9 protein-coding genes are annotated in these 17,347 nt (G+C 44.3%); 2 read left to right on the top strand and 7 right to left on the bottom strand.

What is annotated here, in order from left to right; genetic code table 11:
• The first annotated feature begins 52 nt into the window (after nucleotides 1-52).
• Nucleotides 53-217, top strand: a complete 165-nt coding sequence (locus tag G630_RS25080) for a hypothetical protein (RefSeq protein WP_170832732.1) — start codon at nucleotides 53-55, stop codon at nucleotides 215-217.
• Between the two features lie 156 nt (nucleotides 218-373).
• Here G630_RS25080 and G630_RS0114110 read toward each other — a convergent pair whose 3' ends face one another.
• From G630_RS0114110 to G630_RS22045, 3 genes are all read right to left on the bottom strand, one after another.
• Nucleotides 374-2,845: an InlB B-repeat-containing protein gene (locus G630_RS0114110; protein ID WP_026498957.1), complete on the bottom strand. Its 2,472-nt coding sequence runs from the start codon at nucleotides 2,843-2,845 to the stop codon at nucleotides 374-376.
• A 653-nt stretch (nucleotides 2,846-3,498) separates the two neighbouring features.
• Entirely contained in the window at nucleotides 3,499-4,377 is an 879-nt protein-coding gene (locus G630_RS0114105) for a cation diffusion facilitator family transporter (RefSeq protein WP_026498956.1), read from the bottom strand.
• A 56-nt stretch (nucleotides 4,378-4,433) separates the two neighbouring features.
• Nucleotides 4,434-5,924, bottom strand: coding sequence for a glycosyltransferase (locus G630_RS22045; RefSeq protein ID WP_049946231.1), 1,491 nt, complete (start codon nucleotides 5,922-5,924; stop codon nucleotides 4,434-4,436).
• Between the two features lie 175 nt (nucleotides 5,925-6,099).
• Here G630_RS22045 and G630_RS0114095 point away from each other — a divergent pair, with 175 nt between their 5' ends.
• Nucleotides 6,100-6,990, top strand: coding sequence for a DegV family protein (locus G630_RS0114095; RefSeq protein ID WP_022761520.1), 891 nt, complete (start codon nucleotides 6,100-6,102; stop codon nucleotides 6,988-6,990).
• A gap of 27 nt (nucleotides 6,991-7,017) precedes the next feature.
• Here the strand turns inward: G630_RS0114095 and G630_RS0114090 are convergent, their stop codons facing one another.
• From G630_RS0114090 to G630_RS23765, 4 genes are all read right to left on the bottom strand, one after another.
• Complete coding sequence (locus tag G630_RS0114090) at nucleotides 7,018-9,411, bottom strand: ABC transporter substrate-binding protein (protein WP_026498955.1); 2,394 nt, start codon at nucleotides 9,409-9,411, stop codon at nucleotides 7,018-7,020.
• A 192-nt stretch (nucleotides 9,412-9,603) separates the two neighbouring features.
• Entirely contained in the window at nucleotides 9,604-12,084 is a 2,481-nt protein-coding gene (locus G630_RS23775; protein ID WP_049946230.1) for an EAL domain-containing protein, read from the bottom strand.
• 234 nt (nucleotides 12,085-12,318) lie between these two features.
• The gene (locus G630_RS23770) at nucleotides 12,319-14,421 is read right to left on the bottom strand and encodes an HD-GYP domain-containing protein (RefSeq protein ID WP_049946229.1); all 2,103 of its coding nucleotides are present in this window, start codon (nucleotides 14,419-14,421) and stop codon (nucleotides 12,319-12,321) included.
• Between the two features lie 8 nt (nucleotides 14,422-14,429).
• Entirely contained in the window at nucleotides 14,430-17,339 is a 2,910-nt protein-coding gene (locus G630_RS23765; RefSeq protein WP_049946228.1) for an amino acid permease, read from the bottom strand.
• Nucleotides 17,340-17,347: the final 8 nt, after the last annotated feature.

Below are 17,347 nucleotides of genomic sequence, written 5' to 3'. Positions count from 1 at the left end.
TGTTCCCTCGTATTCCTGTGCATGATAAAATCATGCTACAGGAGGAACAGCCATGGCTAGTAAAGAACTAATAGCAAAGCTTAGAGAGAAATACATCCAAAATCCGCCGGAAGGCATGTCGGCGAACGAAATCCGCGAGATGGATGATGAAGACCTTCTCGACATGGATTACTTTATGCATGAAGATGATGAATTCTTTGACGAGGTAGATTGGTAATTTAAAACCAACATACCTCCGCTTTGCGTGGCCCGGTCTTGTCCGGGCCTTTTAATTCAAGGTTTTGCCGCAAGGCGAAATTTCCTATTAAATCAAAAAGAGCGGCACACTAAATATTAGTGCACCGCCTCGTTTTTCGCATTCAGCTCATAATTCTTATTTTATTTTCACACTCTTGGAGAGCCCTTTTTTAGCAAAGATCTTTCCATAGCTCTTCTTCATTTTTGCAGGAACCTTGATTGTAGCGTTACTGCTGATTCCTGAAAATGCCTTGCCGGCAACTGACTTCTTCGTTAGCTTTGAGGACTGAATCTTTATAGTCTTAAGGCTGGAGCAGCCCTTGAAGACATTTGCTCCGATGGATTCAATGTTGGATCCAAGAGTTACCGTTTTAAGCTTGCTGCAACCCTTGAAGGCCTTGGAGCTGACAGCTGTTACTGTGTAGGTAACATCGTCAACGGTTACGGTCTTCGGAACTGTGACTCTTGTAGCCTTCTTATCTGTGAGTCTCTCGAAGGTTACTGTAGGATTAGCCTTATCATCGGAAGTTACTCTGAATCTCTGTCCACGTCCAAATGCAAATGCGCTTCCGCGTCCCTTTGCTTCCTTACCGCTTAATATCTTGTCAGTTTCAGGTCTGTGAATCTTGTCAGGATCTATCTGTGATTTATCTTCTACCCATTCTGCATAAAGAGTAAAGCTGTTATGTACCGGTTTTGAAAAATCGTAGCCTTGTGTGCATGCTTTATCAGTGTACCATCCACCAAAGCCATATCCTCTGGGGTAATTGCTTATACTGATTTGATGCGCACATCTTCCGTCAGCAATCTGCTGAGGCTTGGGAGCAGTTACATTCTGGCCATTCATATCAAAGGTAACCGTGTAAACCGGACGGGATGCATCAAATCTAACCGTCTTCGCATCCTTGGAATCACCACCCATAATTGTGTAGAATGGATCACCGCTTTGACTCTTGCCGAAGCTGTAGCTTTCTGGTTCGAGAATAGCCACAGTATCTGCGACATTAACGCTCCTTTGCTTACCACCGTAAATAGCACACTGACCAGCTTTTATCGTTGTTAATCCGCCCTGAATATCAATAAGTCCTGCGCTTGTTTTGAGGCCATAGGCTTTCGCATCAATATCAACTATTCCATTGTTTATCGTAACTCCGGATCCTCCGAAAATACCTATATCTGTATCTTTAATGGTAAGCTTTGTATTCTTGCCATCAACCTTTACGCCCATTGCTGAGAAAATACTTGTGTTTGCACCACTAATACGAATATCACCGTCAATGGTTACATTCCCCAAATAACTGTAAATCGGATATGCATCGCTGTCTCTGGCAACAATATCAGCATCTCCTACAATCCTGATTGGCATACCTGTATAAATAAATGATTTAACACTATTTACAGTCTCGCTGTCCTGATAAATTCCAAACCATCCGTCAAGGTTAAGGGTATTATTTGCCGGATCAAATGATACCTTGCCATTAGCATTTACCGGAATATTATCCATATTAAGAGTTGTTACTCTGGTACCGTCAACCCAAAGGTTATACTGCTTACCCTTGTTCCACTTTGCATAGAGAGTTATACTTCTTTCTACTTTAGTATTAAAATCATATTCTTCACCATCTCTGCAGTCTCTTGAGGTATACCACCCGCCAAAGAAATATCCTTCCCTCGTAGGATCTTCGGGACGATCAAATGTGCTTCCTTTGGGCCTACCATTCCAAGATGTTTGTTTTGAATTAAAGCCCAACTGTTCATTAGTATCAAATGTTACATAGCATATGCTATCTTGCCCCATAACAAGATCAAGATCATAGGCATAAAGGCGATCCAGCTCACCTTCTTCATGCTTCAGCTTTACTATTGTCGAATAATCTCCATAGGTACCAACTCTTCCCTGTATAGGCTTATTCAGAGTATAACCATAAGCTAAGAAAAGACCGCCTTTTCTAGCCTTTACTGCCATACCTCCATTGCAGGCCATCTTATATGTACCTCCAAATAAGCAGACATCCCCCCAAGATGAATAAATGCCGTCTGAATAGCCCTCAATATTAATTGAGCCATTATTGACACATACTCCAAACAATCCATAAATGGCTGCCGAATCTTGTGGTGTTTTCGTAATTGTGATTTTTGTATTTTCTCCGTCAATAGTAATCTTTTGTCCTGCAAATAGTGCGCCATTACCGCCTTCAAAAGAAAAATTACCTTGAATATCAAGATATGATTCTGTTGATATCGCTGTAACATCATCTTCATTTTTGAGGTTTAATTCAGCGTTTCCTCTGATTTTCAGCGGTAATTTGGAATAAATCTTGGAACGTGTTCCATTATGCACAGTGTTCCCGTCAATTCTATAAACCTCATCCAAATACAGAGTATTTGTGTCGGGATCAAAATATGAATGTGTTTTGCGAGTAAATGGACCCACCACAATATCACTAAGGTCATTGCAATTCTCACTGGTTATCCTGGTTGCGCCAATCCACAAATCATATTCGGTTACTGCGTGTACCTTTGTCTTCACACCCGCGAGTACAAGCAGCGTCATGCACAGCATGAACAGCCATTTTGACAGTCCTGTTAATAGTTTCCTTTTCTCCATTCTCTTTTCCCCCTTGTGGAATTTTATTTCATAGAACACGCTTTAAATTGTAATAAAATCACAAAAATTCCACTACCGCCATTTGGGGGTATTTTCAATATGAGTACTCTTTATCTTACCAATCATCTATGGCCATTTCTTTTTTACATTCTTTTTATTTGGGTGCTCAAAAAATACGGACGATAATGCCTTTTAATAACATACCGTCCGCAAGTACAACAATTTTTCCTACTTCCTATAGATTTATTGTATCCATTTTCCGCCAGTACAATAAATCCAACTAATTCTTATATATTTGTTGTCAATAGTTTTTGTAAATACAATAAATCCGAATGATTCTTCTTGATTTGTTGTTGCGCCATTTTTTATAAACAACAAATCAGGCGGATTTTCTTGATTTGTTGTTACTCCAATTTTTATATACAACAAATCCGACGGATTCCTCTTGATTTGTTGTTACTCCATTTTTTATGTACAACAAACCACATACAATTTCGCTGATTTATTGTCTGGGCCGGCAGAATCTTCATCGTAGAATCTTCTTCGCAGAATCGTCTTCTAAAAATCTTCTTCGTAGAATCATCATCCTTGCAGCCCTCTTTGCTCTTATAGTCTGCATTCCCACTTCAAGAATAATAGATATGCGAGTGCCTTCACATCACATTTATATTGATCCGGCACTTACCGATCTCTTCTGTGATTCGGTGCTTCATCTGTTCCGAGACAGTTCTGACCTCGTCATAGGTCATATCCGGGCGAAACTGCAGGCCGATATCTATGTGCTTGTACTTGCCGTTAACTCTGCTGTTTACGTCGCCGAGAAGTTCATAGGAATCGTAGAATTCGTTCAGCACCTTCACTATCTTGAGCTGGCTCTCCTCGTCTATAGTGAGGTCCGCCAGTTCCATGAAGGCTTCACGAATATGGCCGTAGATTATTATTGAAAACGGGATGGCCATGATTATGCAGACGATCGGGGGAAAATAGTATATCCAGGATTTCTTGCTGAAAACAAGGCTTATGGCAAGCGTCAGAATTGATACGAGATCAAATCCAAACTCCTTCTGGGCACCAATGTATGCGGTGTGCAGCATCCTGCTGTGCTCCTTCTTGGAGAGTTCTTTTTCCCTGAAAAACACAAAGATATCGATAAGAACGCCGATAATGCTGACTATGAGCGCAAATACCAGAAATTCCTCCTCCTGTTCCCGCTCTATTAGTTTTCTTACTGAAAAGAACACCACACAGAAAAGACCTGCCATGTCGAACATCTCACAGCTAAGTGCGGAAATTGCCTCAACCTTACCGGTGCCGTAATTGAATCTGAACTTCAGATTTTTTTGAAGTTTTTTGGAAATAATAAAGAGTATAAGGCTCGGTAGGAGCACACTCAGGTTCTCAATGAATTCCATCCACAGGACCATGTAATCACTGGCCATAGCTGCAATGAAAGAAGCTATTGTGCCGGGAATTCTGTAAAGAGTGAGCATGAGTGCAATTTTTTCCTGCCGTACCAGTACTTCATTTTTCATGTTTTCCCCTCATCCGTCAGCTGCGCTGACACCTTCTCCAAAAGGAGAAGGCATTATCAATCGTCGAGTTTCATGCCGTTGATGCTAAGGTCGAAGCCCTCGCGGACGCTCTTCTCGGCGTATTTGATACCCTGTCTGACGCCCTTCTTGGCGCTCTCTCCAAGTTCCTTCGCGTTCTCGGAAAACTCCTTTACTCCCTCGGGAAGGCTCTCCTTGAACTCCTCAAGGTTCTCTTTGAAGTCTTCCTTGAAGTCATCGAAGTTCTCCTTCATTCCGCCGTAGATGTTGCGCGGGATGTCGAAGATGTGCTCGGTACCCTTGACTATCATTGATGCCGACTCGAGGAAGTAGTCCGAGCTCTGCTTCTTTCTTCGAGGAAGTGTTCCGTCCGCGACCATATCCCTGATCACGCCGTATCTCTCATAAGCTGCGTGCACGGCATCCTCCCAGGAGATATAAATCTCATCCATCGCATGCTGACCGGCGTCTCTCATTGTGTCATGTTTATCGGACAGTTCTTCCAGGAGTCCGGCCATAGATTCGGCAGTCTCCTCGATCAGATATCCGTTTCTCGCATGAGTGATTCCCTCTGCTGCGCAGGAGCCCTTTATAAGCACGCTGGCAAGTCCGCAGGCTGCTGCCTCTCTGACAACGATTCCATTGGTGTCGTATACGGAAGGAAACAGGAACAGGTCTGCTCTGGTATTCCAGGCACGAAGCATCTCTCTGTCGTGGATAGGACCTGTAAAAATAACCTTGTCAGTTATTCCATACTCCTTCACCTTCGCCTGCATCTCTTCAAGGTCCGCACCGCCGCCGACAAATACCATGCGGTAATCCACATTCTTCTCACTCAGGATTTTGAGTGCATCTATGATAAGCGGCAGTCCCTTGTACTTCATCATTCTTCCGACAAAAAGAAATACCGGAAGTCCCTCTGGAAGGTCGTACCCGGAAGTTACTTCTTTTACCTTATCCTCTGAGACTCTCCCCTTGGGAAAATCGACGCCGTTATTCATAACGCGAAGTTCGCCCTCGTATCCCAGCGAACGAAGATTATCTCCCGCACCTTCGGATACCACCCAGACTTCGTCACAAGCGGATATATTTTTAACCATAGCCTTCACGGTCTCATTTTTAAGAAAGCCCTCTCCGACTGCTCTTGCAATATCGACATCAAACTTGGTGTGATAGGTAAAGATGATCGGCGCGCCGGTCTCGTTCTGCAGTATCCTCGCCATAATTGTGGAAGCTGCAGGACAGTGCGTGTGAATGATGTCCGGCCCGAACTCAGCCATCTTCATGATCTCGCGCATCGCCAGAGGATTCCCCGTGCGGTAGCCCGCCACAAGATCTGTGGTATCAAGGCTGCTGTAGGGAATGACCTCGTAAGGATATCCCTCATAGCTCGCGTCAGGGTATCTGGGAGTCCCGACAACAACTTTTGCCCCTATATCATTCGTAAAAATTCTTCCGTAGTTCATGACCACGTTAGCCACGCCGTCAATAACTGGCGGAAACGAGTCATTAAGTAAACAAATATTCATACACCCCTCCTGTTTTATATTGAAAATCCCGGAATTGCCGACATATTCATCAAAATAATTCTCATCGTAATTTATGTGATATAATGTAGTAGTCAAAACCACCTGCATACAAATCTGTATGCATTTTCAGCCTTTTGACAATATATATTGTATTACTTTTTGGGAGGATTATATAGTGAGTTTTAAAATAGTTACGGATACATCCTGCAACCTTCCTTTGCGGATCCTTGAACCTGAGGATATCAAGCAGGTTCCTTTTTCATACTATCCGAAGGACAATGAGGATGACATCCGTCAGTGCTTTGATATAGAGAATTTTGATGGAAAGGGCTACTACGAGAGCATTAAAAATGGCCTTCTCTGCAACACTACCCAGCCCTCACCGCAGTACTACTACGATATAATGTCTGAATATGCCAAGGAAGGCTACGACTGTCTCTACGTCGCAATGTCATCAGGAATAAGCGGCGCTTACAACACTTCGCTTATCGCAAAGGATATGCTGGAGGAGGAGTTCCCGGACAGAAAGTTCTACATGCTTGACACCAGGGCCGCATCTCTCGCCGAGGGCATCATTGTCATGAAGGCTATAGAGTACAGAAAGCAGGGCCTTTCAATAGATGAAGCTTATGAAAAGCTGACCTACGATTCAAAATGCGTATATCAGATTTTCACGGTGGATTCCCTTCGTCATCTCCAGAGAACAGGTCGTCTCTCCAACGCAGCGATGATCATAGGAACCGTACTTAATATAAAGCCCATCCTTCGCGGTAATGAATTCGGTAAGATCATCAATTTTGATAAGGTTCGCGGAAACAAGAAAGCAATTCAGGCAATGGCGGAAGTCTACGATAGAATTGTCAAGGATGCCGGCTCCCAGACAGTGTGCATAGCCCACGCCGACAACGACGCCGACACTGCTTACCTGATAGAGCTTCTTAACAAAAACAATCCTCCGAAGGAGATTCTCTCCGTCATGTACGAGCCCGTAACCGGCACCCACGTCGGTCCCGGAACCGTAGCACTCTTCTTCATGGGTGACGAGGACTGTCGGTTTAAACAATAAAAAATAGCGCCGGGGAGGCGCTATTTTTTACATATTCTCACTCAAGTATATCTGAACTCTGTTCTGGATGACATCTGCTACTTCCTCGGCGGTTTTCTGACCTTCGTAAAAGGCTCCGGCCTCCTCAGAGATAATGTTGTTTACGGTATCCTCGTAAACCATCGTCCTTGTTACCGACTTGATGAAGTCCACAAGTTCAGTGGTCTCTTCCTTGGAAAGCTCGGTAATCTCTACCTCTGTATCGCCCACACTCCAAAAATGCGATGTCTCCTGCTTTTTACCCTGTGCGTCGATGTAGTATGGCTTCTCCTGAGCCTTGGCTGCAAGAGCCTCGAGAGCATCTTCCCTTGAAGGGAATCCCCACTCAATCTTCTTCTGATATTCATCCGATAAAAATGACTTCATGAACTCCCAAGCTACATCCTTGTGTTTGCAGTCGCTGTTCATAGCAATCTGAAGATTTGTGGAGATGAAGGATTCTCCTCCGTCGGTTGTAGGAAAACCGTTAAATACAATATCTTCCCCAAAGTATCCCTTTTTCAGAACCTGATAGTCATCAAAAGAGCTTATGTAGTATTCAAAAAGAAGTGACTTATTCTCTCTGTAGAATGAGTCAAAGTCCTCGTAGTCGTAGCCCGTCCCCTCCATATCTTCGGGAAGCTGCTTTACAAGATTAAGAAGATCTATGAATTCGGGCGTGTCGAAATTGCAGGTGCCGTTTTCATAATCAACAAAGGTACTGCCGACTGTGGAATAGAGCTCGGCGGCTGATGCTCTGTTCATAGAGCCCATTCCGAGCTTGGGATCAATCCCATTATTCTTACATACATCCGTGTAATTCTTAAGCGTTACTCCGTCATTCCCCGCTTTCTTTTTTGAAGCAACGCAGGTATCAACGTAAAATGAAGGAATTACACTGTACATCTTACCGTTTATCCTGGTTGCATCAAGAATGTTCTGCAGAAAATCGGAAGTGTTAACATCCTGATCAGCCTCAAAATAAGGATCGAGCGGTTCAAATACGCCTTTCTCCGCATAGCTCTCGATCGGCATGTTGTAGTCCAATACCAGCATGTCAGGTCCCTGCCCCTGAGTAAGTGCCAGACCGATTTTCTTTACTGTGTCGCTGTAAGCCTCTGCATCGTCCTCTGTATCGTCCTCTGTGTAATCAACAATTTTTATCTTATACTTGTCGTTAGACTTGTTGAACTGTACAACCTGTTTTCTGACTGCTTCAGGCACAAAAGTTGTTCCGATCGTAAGAATCTCTTTGTCAGTTACTTCGGAAGGCTCCACCTTGTTCATGCAGGCGAGTTTTCCATAGCCGTAATCAGTACTATTTATCACAAAGAGCTTTCCCTCACCGGCTTCAGCGATATAACTGATGTATTCTGTCATTATATCCGAGGCAGTAAAATCGCAAATGAGCGTTGTCTTTTCATCGCCAAGATTGAATGCCTCGATGTTACCGCGATCCGAGGTATAAAAATCATAAGAATTGCCGGCATACAGACTGGATGCATAAATGTTGTCCGGAAGCGATACATCCTTATCAAAAGTCCCGGTCTGCGGATTATATTTATTCAGGATGCTTCTGCTGTTATCGTCCCACTCATCCTCCGAGAGATAGACTGTGCCATCTTTTGATGCAAAGAGACTGCCGTAATAATAGTCGTCGTTCTTATCTCTTGTTGTGATATGCTTTCCCTCACCGGTTTTCATATCATAGAGCGAAATATTACCGTTGCAACAGGTCATGACGCCCTCGCCCTTAACAAAGACTAAGGACTGAACGTAGCTCTTTAAATCTTCCTCCAGAAGCTCGACATCAAAAAGGACCTCGCCTGCAGGTGACAGCTTAACAAGATGGTAGTCGGAGGATGCTTCCTCTTCCGCAAACACAGTAGTTTCTGAAGCCACATCATTTGGGTTCATCTCAATGTCTTCGCTCTCGGATTCAGCCAAAACTGCGCCGGCAGAAGCCTCCTCATCCTGTGACTCCTCAGATGACTTTTCCTCTTCTTCATCATTCCAGATGCTCTTAATAATATAGATGTTCCCATCTTCATCACAGGTCATGTTGTCGAAGTAGGAATTGTCATCATCACTGATCTCGATTTCTTCAGCCTCACCGGTCTCGAAGGACACCTTGAAAAGTTTGTTTGTCTCCGATTCTTCTCCGTATGTGGTTGCAAGCACATATAATCCGTCTTTTGTGGTGCAGCATTTGTTTACGCCGTAGTCACCCTCCATAGGAAGTTCCATATCATCCATGGTAAAAATATGGTCCTTGTCAATCTGTGCCTTAGTCTGCACAGTATCCTTAGGAGCATCCTCCTTCTTTTTGCCGCAAGCACATAAAAAAGCCATAGAGCATACCATGCCTATGGCGATACCCCTTCGTATAGCATACTTATTCATACCGTTTCCTCCAAAGTTAGTAATTCATATGTTGTAATATATTGAAGTGGCGGTCCCCTCATCCGGCACTTCGTGCCACCTGTCTACGCTCCGCTCCGGTCCGCGCTGGACCGACGTCCCCTGGACGTCGAGCGCCCCCCAAGGGGAAGGCTTTAAATGCTTCTTATACTATATCAAAAAATGCCTCCCCTGTCAGAGATTTCCGTCGCATTCCCCAAGTGCTTTGATATATATGTTCTCGTCCGTGACGCCCTCATCGCTTCTAAGGGCCATACCCACATTGACCATAACGGTGACGTTATTGCCGTCGACAGCATTGATTCCCTCAACGTTTTTCTTCACCTCACCGGCTAAATATTCCAGCGCTTCCCTGGTCTTGACGTAAGTAAGTATCGCGAAGTAGCTCTCCTTCGTCCTTGCAACAGCGCATGTCTGCCCGGTAACTTTAACGATCTTCCGGCCTATCTCAAAGAGAAGCTTATTAGATACATCCTGGCCATAGGTTGACAGTATTCGCTGATACTTTGTGTTTCTAAGAAGGATTAGTCCGTAGTTTTTACCCTTATCCGCATGTTGAACGGCATACTCCGTCGTACTTATGAAAATACCTTTCGCATTCATAAGTCCGGTTACGCTGTCCACATTTGAAGGAATGGCAATCTTTTCAAGCCTGTAGAGCTCCTCGTCCCTATCCTGGAAAAAGCCCACCAGACCAACTATCTCACCATTTCTGTAAATCGGCATCTTTTGACAGGTGATCTCATGCACAACTCCTGAGACAATGCACTGTCCCTGAACGTCAATCACCTTCGCACCGTTTTCCAGAACGTCAAACTCATCGTTCATATAAGGGTCTTCATCAACATGCCACTGCATGTCCTCGTCGGTTTTTCCGACTATTTCTTCAACAGATCTAAGACCGTAAAAATCGAGGAATGACTGGCTCGCACCAAGAAATCTGCGATTTTTGTCCTTCCAGAAAAACTTGATGGAAGAATCCCATATCATATTTTCCCAGAGCTCAGAGTATGTTATTGCTCCGCTGTCAGCAAGATACTTATCGACAAGTGAGCGCGCAGAAGCTGTGAGACCATCCAGTATCTTGGATATCTCATCGGGTACTGTCTTATAACAAATAAGAAACTCATTTCCTCCGGCTCCCGGAACCATCATGACGATCACGTTTTTCCTCTTGAAGGTTCCATCAGGCTGTTTAATTCTGAATATTTTCTCAATGTATCCCTTTTTGCTGCTCTCCACCCTCTCCCTTAAAGTCTCAATATCCATGAATTTTAAGAAATCCTGTCTCTCGGGAGCGTAAATGACCGACTCTACGAAAAGGTTGATAGCCTTCTTCATATCGGAATAAACATAGGTGGCACTATCAAGATACTTAAATCTCCCCAGCAGAGGTGCTATGATATTGGTCTCAATATTTACCAGATCAACCACCTCAAACAGACGATTCAGTTCCCTGATCTTGCTGTCGAGTCTGTCTCTCTCGCTGGTATTCTGGTCGAGTGTTATGTTTATAATCGAGCCCTTAATTATATGATGTCCGTTATGCGATGCGAGGCACTTAGCCCTGAAACGCAGATAGTATCCGTTATCTGTGTAATAAAAAGTCTCAATATTTGAGCTTTTCTCTATGGTATTTGCGAACTCCCTGTATTTTCCAAGAAGCGGTGTGCCCGGTGAATATAGTTTTCTGTCAATTTCCTCGGGAGTCGTTTCGCCCTCAAAGTCATGAAATACCTGTTCCAAATAAGCCTTATTCACAAATAAAGTATGGAAAGTCTCGCCGTCATCCTCGATTATTTCAAGCGGAATATCCGTATCCTTTACATGAATGCCGGCAATTTCATAAAAATGTCTCCACTCACGCCTTTCAATCTTAACGCTCTTTTCTCCAAGGAGTGTCAATGTATCCTCTATGGGTCTTGGCTTTCCGAAATAGTAGCCCTGGATCTGCTCACAGCCGATGTTTCTGAGAAATTCGAACTGTTCCTTTGTCTCAACGCCCTCTGCCAGCGTTTTAATTCCTATGTCTTTGGCCATAGCCACGGTCGAGCGCAGAATCGCCTTGGATTTCTCGGTAAAAGATGTAAGGAAGTTCATATCGATTTTCAGCATGTCAAAATCGTAGTCCTTCAGGAGGTTAAGCGAAGAGTATCCACTTCCGAAGTCATCCATCCAGATTTCGTAGCCCGCTTTTCTGAACTTATCTATGACATCATGAAGAGAGCCCTCATCCGATACGAAGACGCTCTCTGTTATCTCAATATGAATATAATCTCTGGGAATGTCATAATCCTTAATCGCATTTTCCACAGACTCGAACATGTCACACATCACAAAATCCAAGCGTGAAAAGTTGATGGAAACAGGAACCACCGGCAACTTGTTTGCAATGCGTTCGCTCAATATCCTACAGACTTCCCTCACCACATAGGCGTCCAGCTTGTAGATGAGTTTATTGTCCTCCAATGGCTTTATAAACCTGAAGGGAGCAAGCATTCCCCACTGTGGATCATTCCATCTCGCCAGAGCCTCCATACCACAGAGCCTTCCCGTGAGCGCACGAATAACAGGCTGGAAGTATACTTCTACCCAGCCCTGCTCCAAAGCGGTATCAAATTTGCTTATGACATGCTCTGTGATTTGTTTTTCCATGATAATATTTTAGCTGATTTATTGCTAAAAATTATCGACTTTAGATATTCTTACTGAATTTTAGAGATATTTAAGAGATTCCCCTCATCCGGCACTTCGTGCCACCTGTCTTCGCTCCGCTTCGGTCCGCGCTGAACCGACGGTCTACGTTCCACTCCGGTCGTTGCTAAGCACTCGTCCCCCGGACGAGTAGCAACCCCGGACGTCGAGCGCCCCCGGAGGGGGAAGGCTTTGTCAGGGATTCACCCGTACATTCGTAATTGCGCAGATATCTCCCGTAATAGCTGCGTAGAGCTTGTCGCAGTCCTCCTTGAGGGTGGTCTTGTTCTTGATGAACAGTCCCAGGACCTCGGTGGTCGAGATAACCGTATTGCCGTCGCGCTTGAAGGTAATGGTGCAGTCTGTGCCCTCCTTCATGCCCTTTTTCCAGGCTTCCCAGCTGTCAAAGTTATCATTCATATTGACAATTATCCTGTTCGAAGAGTATTTGCCGTCCTCCCAGGATTCGCCGTCTAATCTTATAAGTGCATATTCATGATAATCCGGTGCTTCAAAATCGACTTCGCCGCTCTTTGAACTAAAGAGCACCGCGTAGGCGCAGTGCCAGATAAGTCTTGCAGCCGGAAGGCTCTTTGTATGGAAAGTGAGTGTAAGCTCATCATCTATCGGAACACCCTTGGTTGCCTGTGTTCTGTGACTGTTTATCTGAACATTCGGTACATCGCCCTCAGGTCCATCAAGATAGCTTACAAACTCAGCAATTCTCGGGATGTAGTCCTCAGCAACCTTATCCTTGGACTTGGCTATGCTGACATCACTGATATCACAATATTCCCCTGTAAGCCCCATATAAACAAACCTGGTGGAGTCAGGAAGCGCAACTATTACTTCAACCTTCTTAACCCCGTCATCAATTCTTACAAGAAGATGATCGATGCACTTAACCGCTTCTATATCATATACCCTGTCAATCGGCGCAGCATCGTCGCTAACTACTGCTTCCTCAGAGGTTTCGTACTCTATCACATTAGTCTTTACTTTTCTCGTGCCATCACCGATGACCGTGCCGTCTGCGGTAACCTCACAGTACTCAAAATAACTCAGCTCCCTGATGATGCTCTCCTCTTCATGAGCTCTTCCGTCAAAGGAATCAAAGAACACCATTGAAGGCCCCTTCCTGTTCTCGGAAGTAACCTCATCGCAGTGATATTTGAAATTCATCTTTGTGATAAACGGAGAAAGCAAAACTCCGACGGATATCTCGCTTCTGTACTCCCCAAAATGCATTCCGCCCTTGTCCAAAAGCTCCTGCAGGGTGTTCTTTTCTCTCTTACTGAATTCGCCGTCGATATCCACAAGGCACTGCGCAATCTTAACTATCTCGGGATCAAACTGTGTTCCGGATCCCTTTATGATTTCTTCCCAGGCAAGCTGCTGAGGGAGTGCATCCCTGTAGCTTCTGCTGGAGGTCATGGCATCAAAAGTATCCGCCACCGCAATAATCCTTGCGATTTCGGGAATATCCTCACCCTTTAGACCATCCGGATAGCCCTTTCCATCGAACCTCTCGTGATGATAATGCGCACCAATACTAAGGTATGGGTACTCACTGATACTTGAAAGAATCTGATTACCGATAATCGGATGCTGCATGATAACATCATATTCCTCATCCGTAGGCATTCCGTTCTTATTGATGATAACGTCGGAGATACCGATTTTCCCTACATCATGAAGAAGAGCAGCATAATAAACCTCTCTACAGTCTTCCTCATCCTTACCCATCGCTTTTGCAATCTTCACCGAGTACTCTGCCACCCTGAGGGAATGTCCTCTTGAATACTCGTCCTTCGCATCGATAGCACTGACAAGCGCAGTAGCCGTCTGTTCAAACAGTTTTTGTGAAAAGACCTGCTGTTCCTTCAGGTGTTTAATCTCATTATTCTGCAGTTTTTCAATTTCCCTGTTTCTGCGGAAAATAAGCACAACAGCCAAAAGAGAGACAAGGCCTGTAAAAAATCCCGGAAATATCAAAAGATTATGTGAGAAGATAATTCCGCTCATTAAATTAAAAATGGTAATCGCATAGAAAAACAGGCTTATGACAAAGCCCGGTATGCCGTAAAACACGACAAGACATATGATAATTCCGTTTTGCACGGAATCAAAGGCGCCTGCAAAAGACGTGATCGCCAGCGGCTGCCCCATCACAACCAGTACATCATCTGAAGTAGCGCAGTACCTCGTGAACCTTGCCACAATCAGATATAAAATAATCAGAATAAAAAACCCTATCTTAGGTAGACGCAGATCCCCTTTTCCGCGATTGTTCCCCATGACTTTCCTCACAAAAATTCCCTTATAGTATCAAGCATCTTATTTACTTCAATCGGCTTTGTAATGTGACCGTTCATACCGCTGTCTTTAGCGTTATTGATGTCCTCTGTGAAGGCACTGGCGGACATGGCTAGTATAGGAATATTGGCAAGCTCCGGATTAGAGAGCTTTCTTATCTCTCTCGAAGCTGTGTAGCCATCCATAACCGGCATTTGTATGTCCATCAGTATTATACTATAAGTTCCGGGAGTTGACACAGAAATCATGTCCAAAGCAATTTTTCCGTTCTCGGCTGTGTCATACTGAAATCCGAATTTCTTCAAAAGTCTTGTCGCAATCTCCCTGTTGATTGCCTGGTCCTCAACCAGAAGAACCTTGTATTTACTGTAATCAATCTCTGTTTCTTCCTTGGTGGGCACATGTTTTTTCACAAAATCCGCTTCCGGAATCGTCTCAAAATCAAGGTCGATAATAAATTCCGATCCTTTACCCTGCTGACTCTTAACACGGATTTTGCCGCCCATAAGATCGACTATACTCTTGGTAATGGCCATCCCGAGTCCTGTACCCTGAATCTTACTTGCAGTATTTTCCCTTGAATATGCCTCAAAAACAGTCGCAGCGAACTCGGGACTCATGCCCATTCCGTTATCCTTTACGCTTATCTCGTATTTTCCCTTATTGCCATCCATTCCTCTCTGCCTGATAGTAAGGGTTATGCTGCCACCCTCCGATGTAAACTTAAAGGCATTACTAAGAAGATTAAGCAGCACTCTGTTTAATCTGTTCTCATCGCACTTTACATATTTGTTGGTAAGTTTGCTTGTATCAACGGTAAAGTTAATGCCCTTATTTTTCATCTGCGGAGCAAAAAGTACCTTGAGTTCGTCCACTGCCTCGGTCAGATCAGTATCCTCTATTTCAAGCGTCATCTTGCCGCTCTCGATACGCCCCATGTCAAGGATGTCATTTATGAGAGATAAAAGGTGCTTGCCCGAGTTATCAATTTTTTCAAGGTTATCCCTAACCTCCGGTGAGAGTCCTTCAATATCCTTAGTGAGTTCAGTGTAGCCTATTATGGCATTCATGGGCGTTCTGAGGTCGTGGCTCATGTTCGACAGGAACATAGACTTCGCCTTACTGTTCTCCTCAGCCTTAACCTTCTGAAGTTCCAGCTCACGCTCTCTTCTGTGCATGGAGCGATAAACGCTGAACATGATGAAAAGGGCAACCATGATGACCGCCATCTGGGCAATACTCTTTATCTGAAGTGAATCGGTTACTTCTTTAAGCTTTTGATCGCGGAAATAATTCATATCCAGTTTTTCTATGTAATCCTGCTTGATGCCGTGCTCCCTGAGGATTGTCGTATTATACTCATTGAATTCATCCAAGGCTCTCGCGGTAGTCTCGTGGGACTCCTCCCTGAACCAGAGCATGCTTATAAAGAACACCAGGAAAAGAAGTGACAAAAGCGAAAGCGTAGAATGCCCGAAACGTTTTCCCTTGTCTCTTTTGAAAATGAAAAAGTAGGATACAAATCCGACGATACTCCACCCTATTATTATCAGATATGAATGGGGTGAGAGCGCTTCCACTGACCATAGATTGGGAATAAGAAAATATAATGCGAAAACAGATGACAATACAAAACCTGTAATGCCTGTAATTCTTACAAGAAATTTCTTCTCCCTTTTTGCTCTGAAAAATGCGGCAAGAGAAGTGTACGCATAAGCGACGCAGGCGCCTATTGTACTGACATCGACTATCCAGCTTATCGCGGTTCTTCCAAAGAAAGGAATCACCATCGATATGCACGTAATAGTGATAATTGCCTTGTAGGGAACATTATATCTGTTGAGGTGCATGAGCCACTTGGGGAAAAGATTATCCCTGGCCATGGAATATATAAGTCTGCTGGCTGCAATCAGGTTTCCGATAAGGCCTGTGATAATTGCTGCTGCCACAGAGAGTCCCAGTATCACGAAACCGAGATCCCCCAGATAAGTGGTCGCTGCATTAAAGGTAGGCAGCCCTCCAAAGCCCTTAAATCTTCCAAGATTACATAAATAACCGGTCCAATCCCACACACCACGCGGAACTGCGGATACTGCTATAAGGGCAAGCAATGAATACGCTATCGCTCCCCAGATAAGGGCACCCACCATTATACCTATAGTCCTTTTTGTGGAGAAATTGAATTCCTCGGTTGAATGAGATATGGATTCGAATCCAACGTATGCCCAAGGAGCCAGTGCAACTATCTGAAATACCTGAAAATACTTTGATTTTTCAGGCACAAATGAAGGCTTCACGTCAAGAAGTGATACGTTTCCTTTTACTGTTATCAGAACTGCAACGAGCACGATGCCGCCGATGAGTACGAGCGCAAATACCGTCTGAACAAGAGAAGATATCCGTCCACCGCAGACACAGATAAAGCCGGCGATTCCGATTACAAGAGATGCCACAACGGATTCAACAAGGTAAACTTCAAACCCTGCCACGATAAATTTAGGACCAACTTCCAGAACTCCGGGGAACAGATTTCTGCAGATTATCGGAATAGCCGTAGCATTTGCCCACACTATCGCCATGTAGACAAGGAGCAAAAACCACGCACCAAGAAATCCCTGGTCATATCCAAACTCATGCTTGGAGAATGCATAGGTTCCTCCGTCATCGGGATACAGGTTCATCATGTAGTGGTAGTTGATTCCAATAAGCAGCATTACTGCAGCCCCCAGAATCATTCCAAGCATTGTGCCTATGGGGCCTGCAAGCGGAAGAAAAGTCGTTCCCGGCATCACAAAAGAGCCCCATCCTACAGCGCAGCCAAAAGCAAGCGCCCACGTCCCGATAGGAGATAAACACTTCTTAAGTTTTGGATTATCTACCGTGGTATTTTCCTTGAACATACTCCCTC

The organism is Butyrivibrio sp. WCD2001 (assembly GCF_000424485.1).
Taxonomy (GTDB): Bacteria; Bacillota; Clostridia; order Lachnospirales; family Lachnospiraceae; genus Butyrivibrio.
This window is presented reverse-complemented; position numbering and strand designations above follow the sequence as displayed.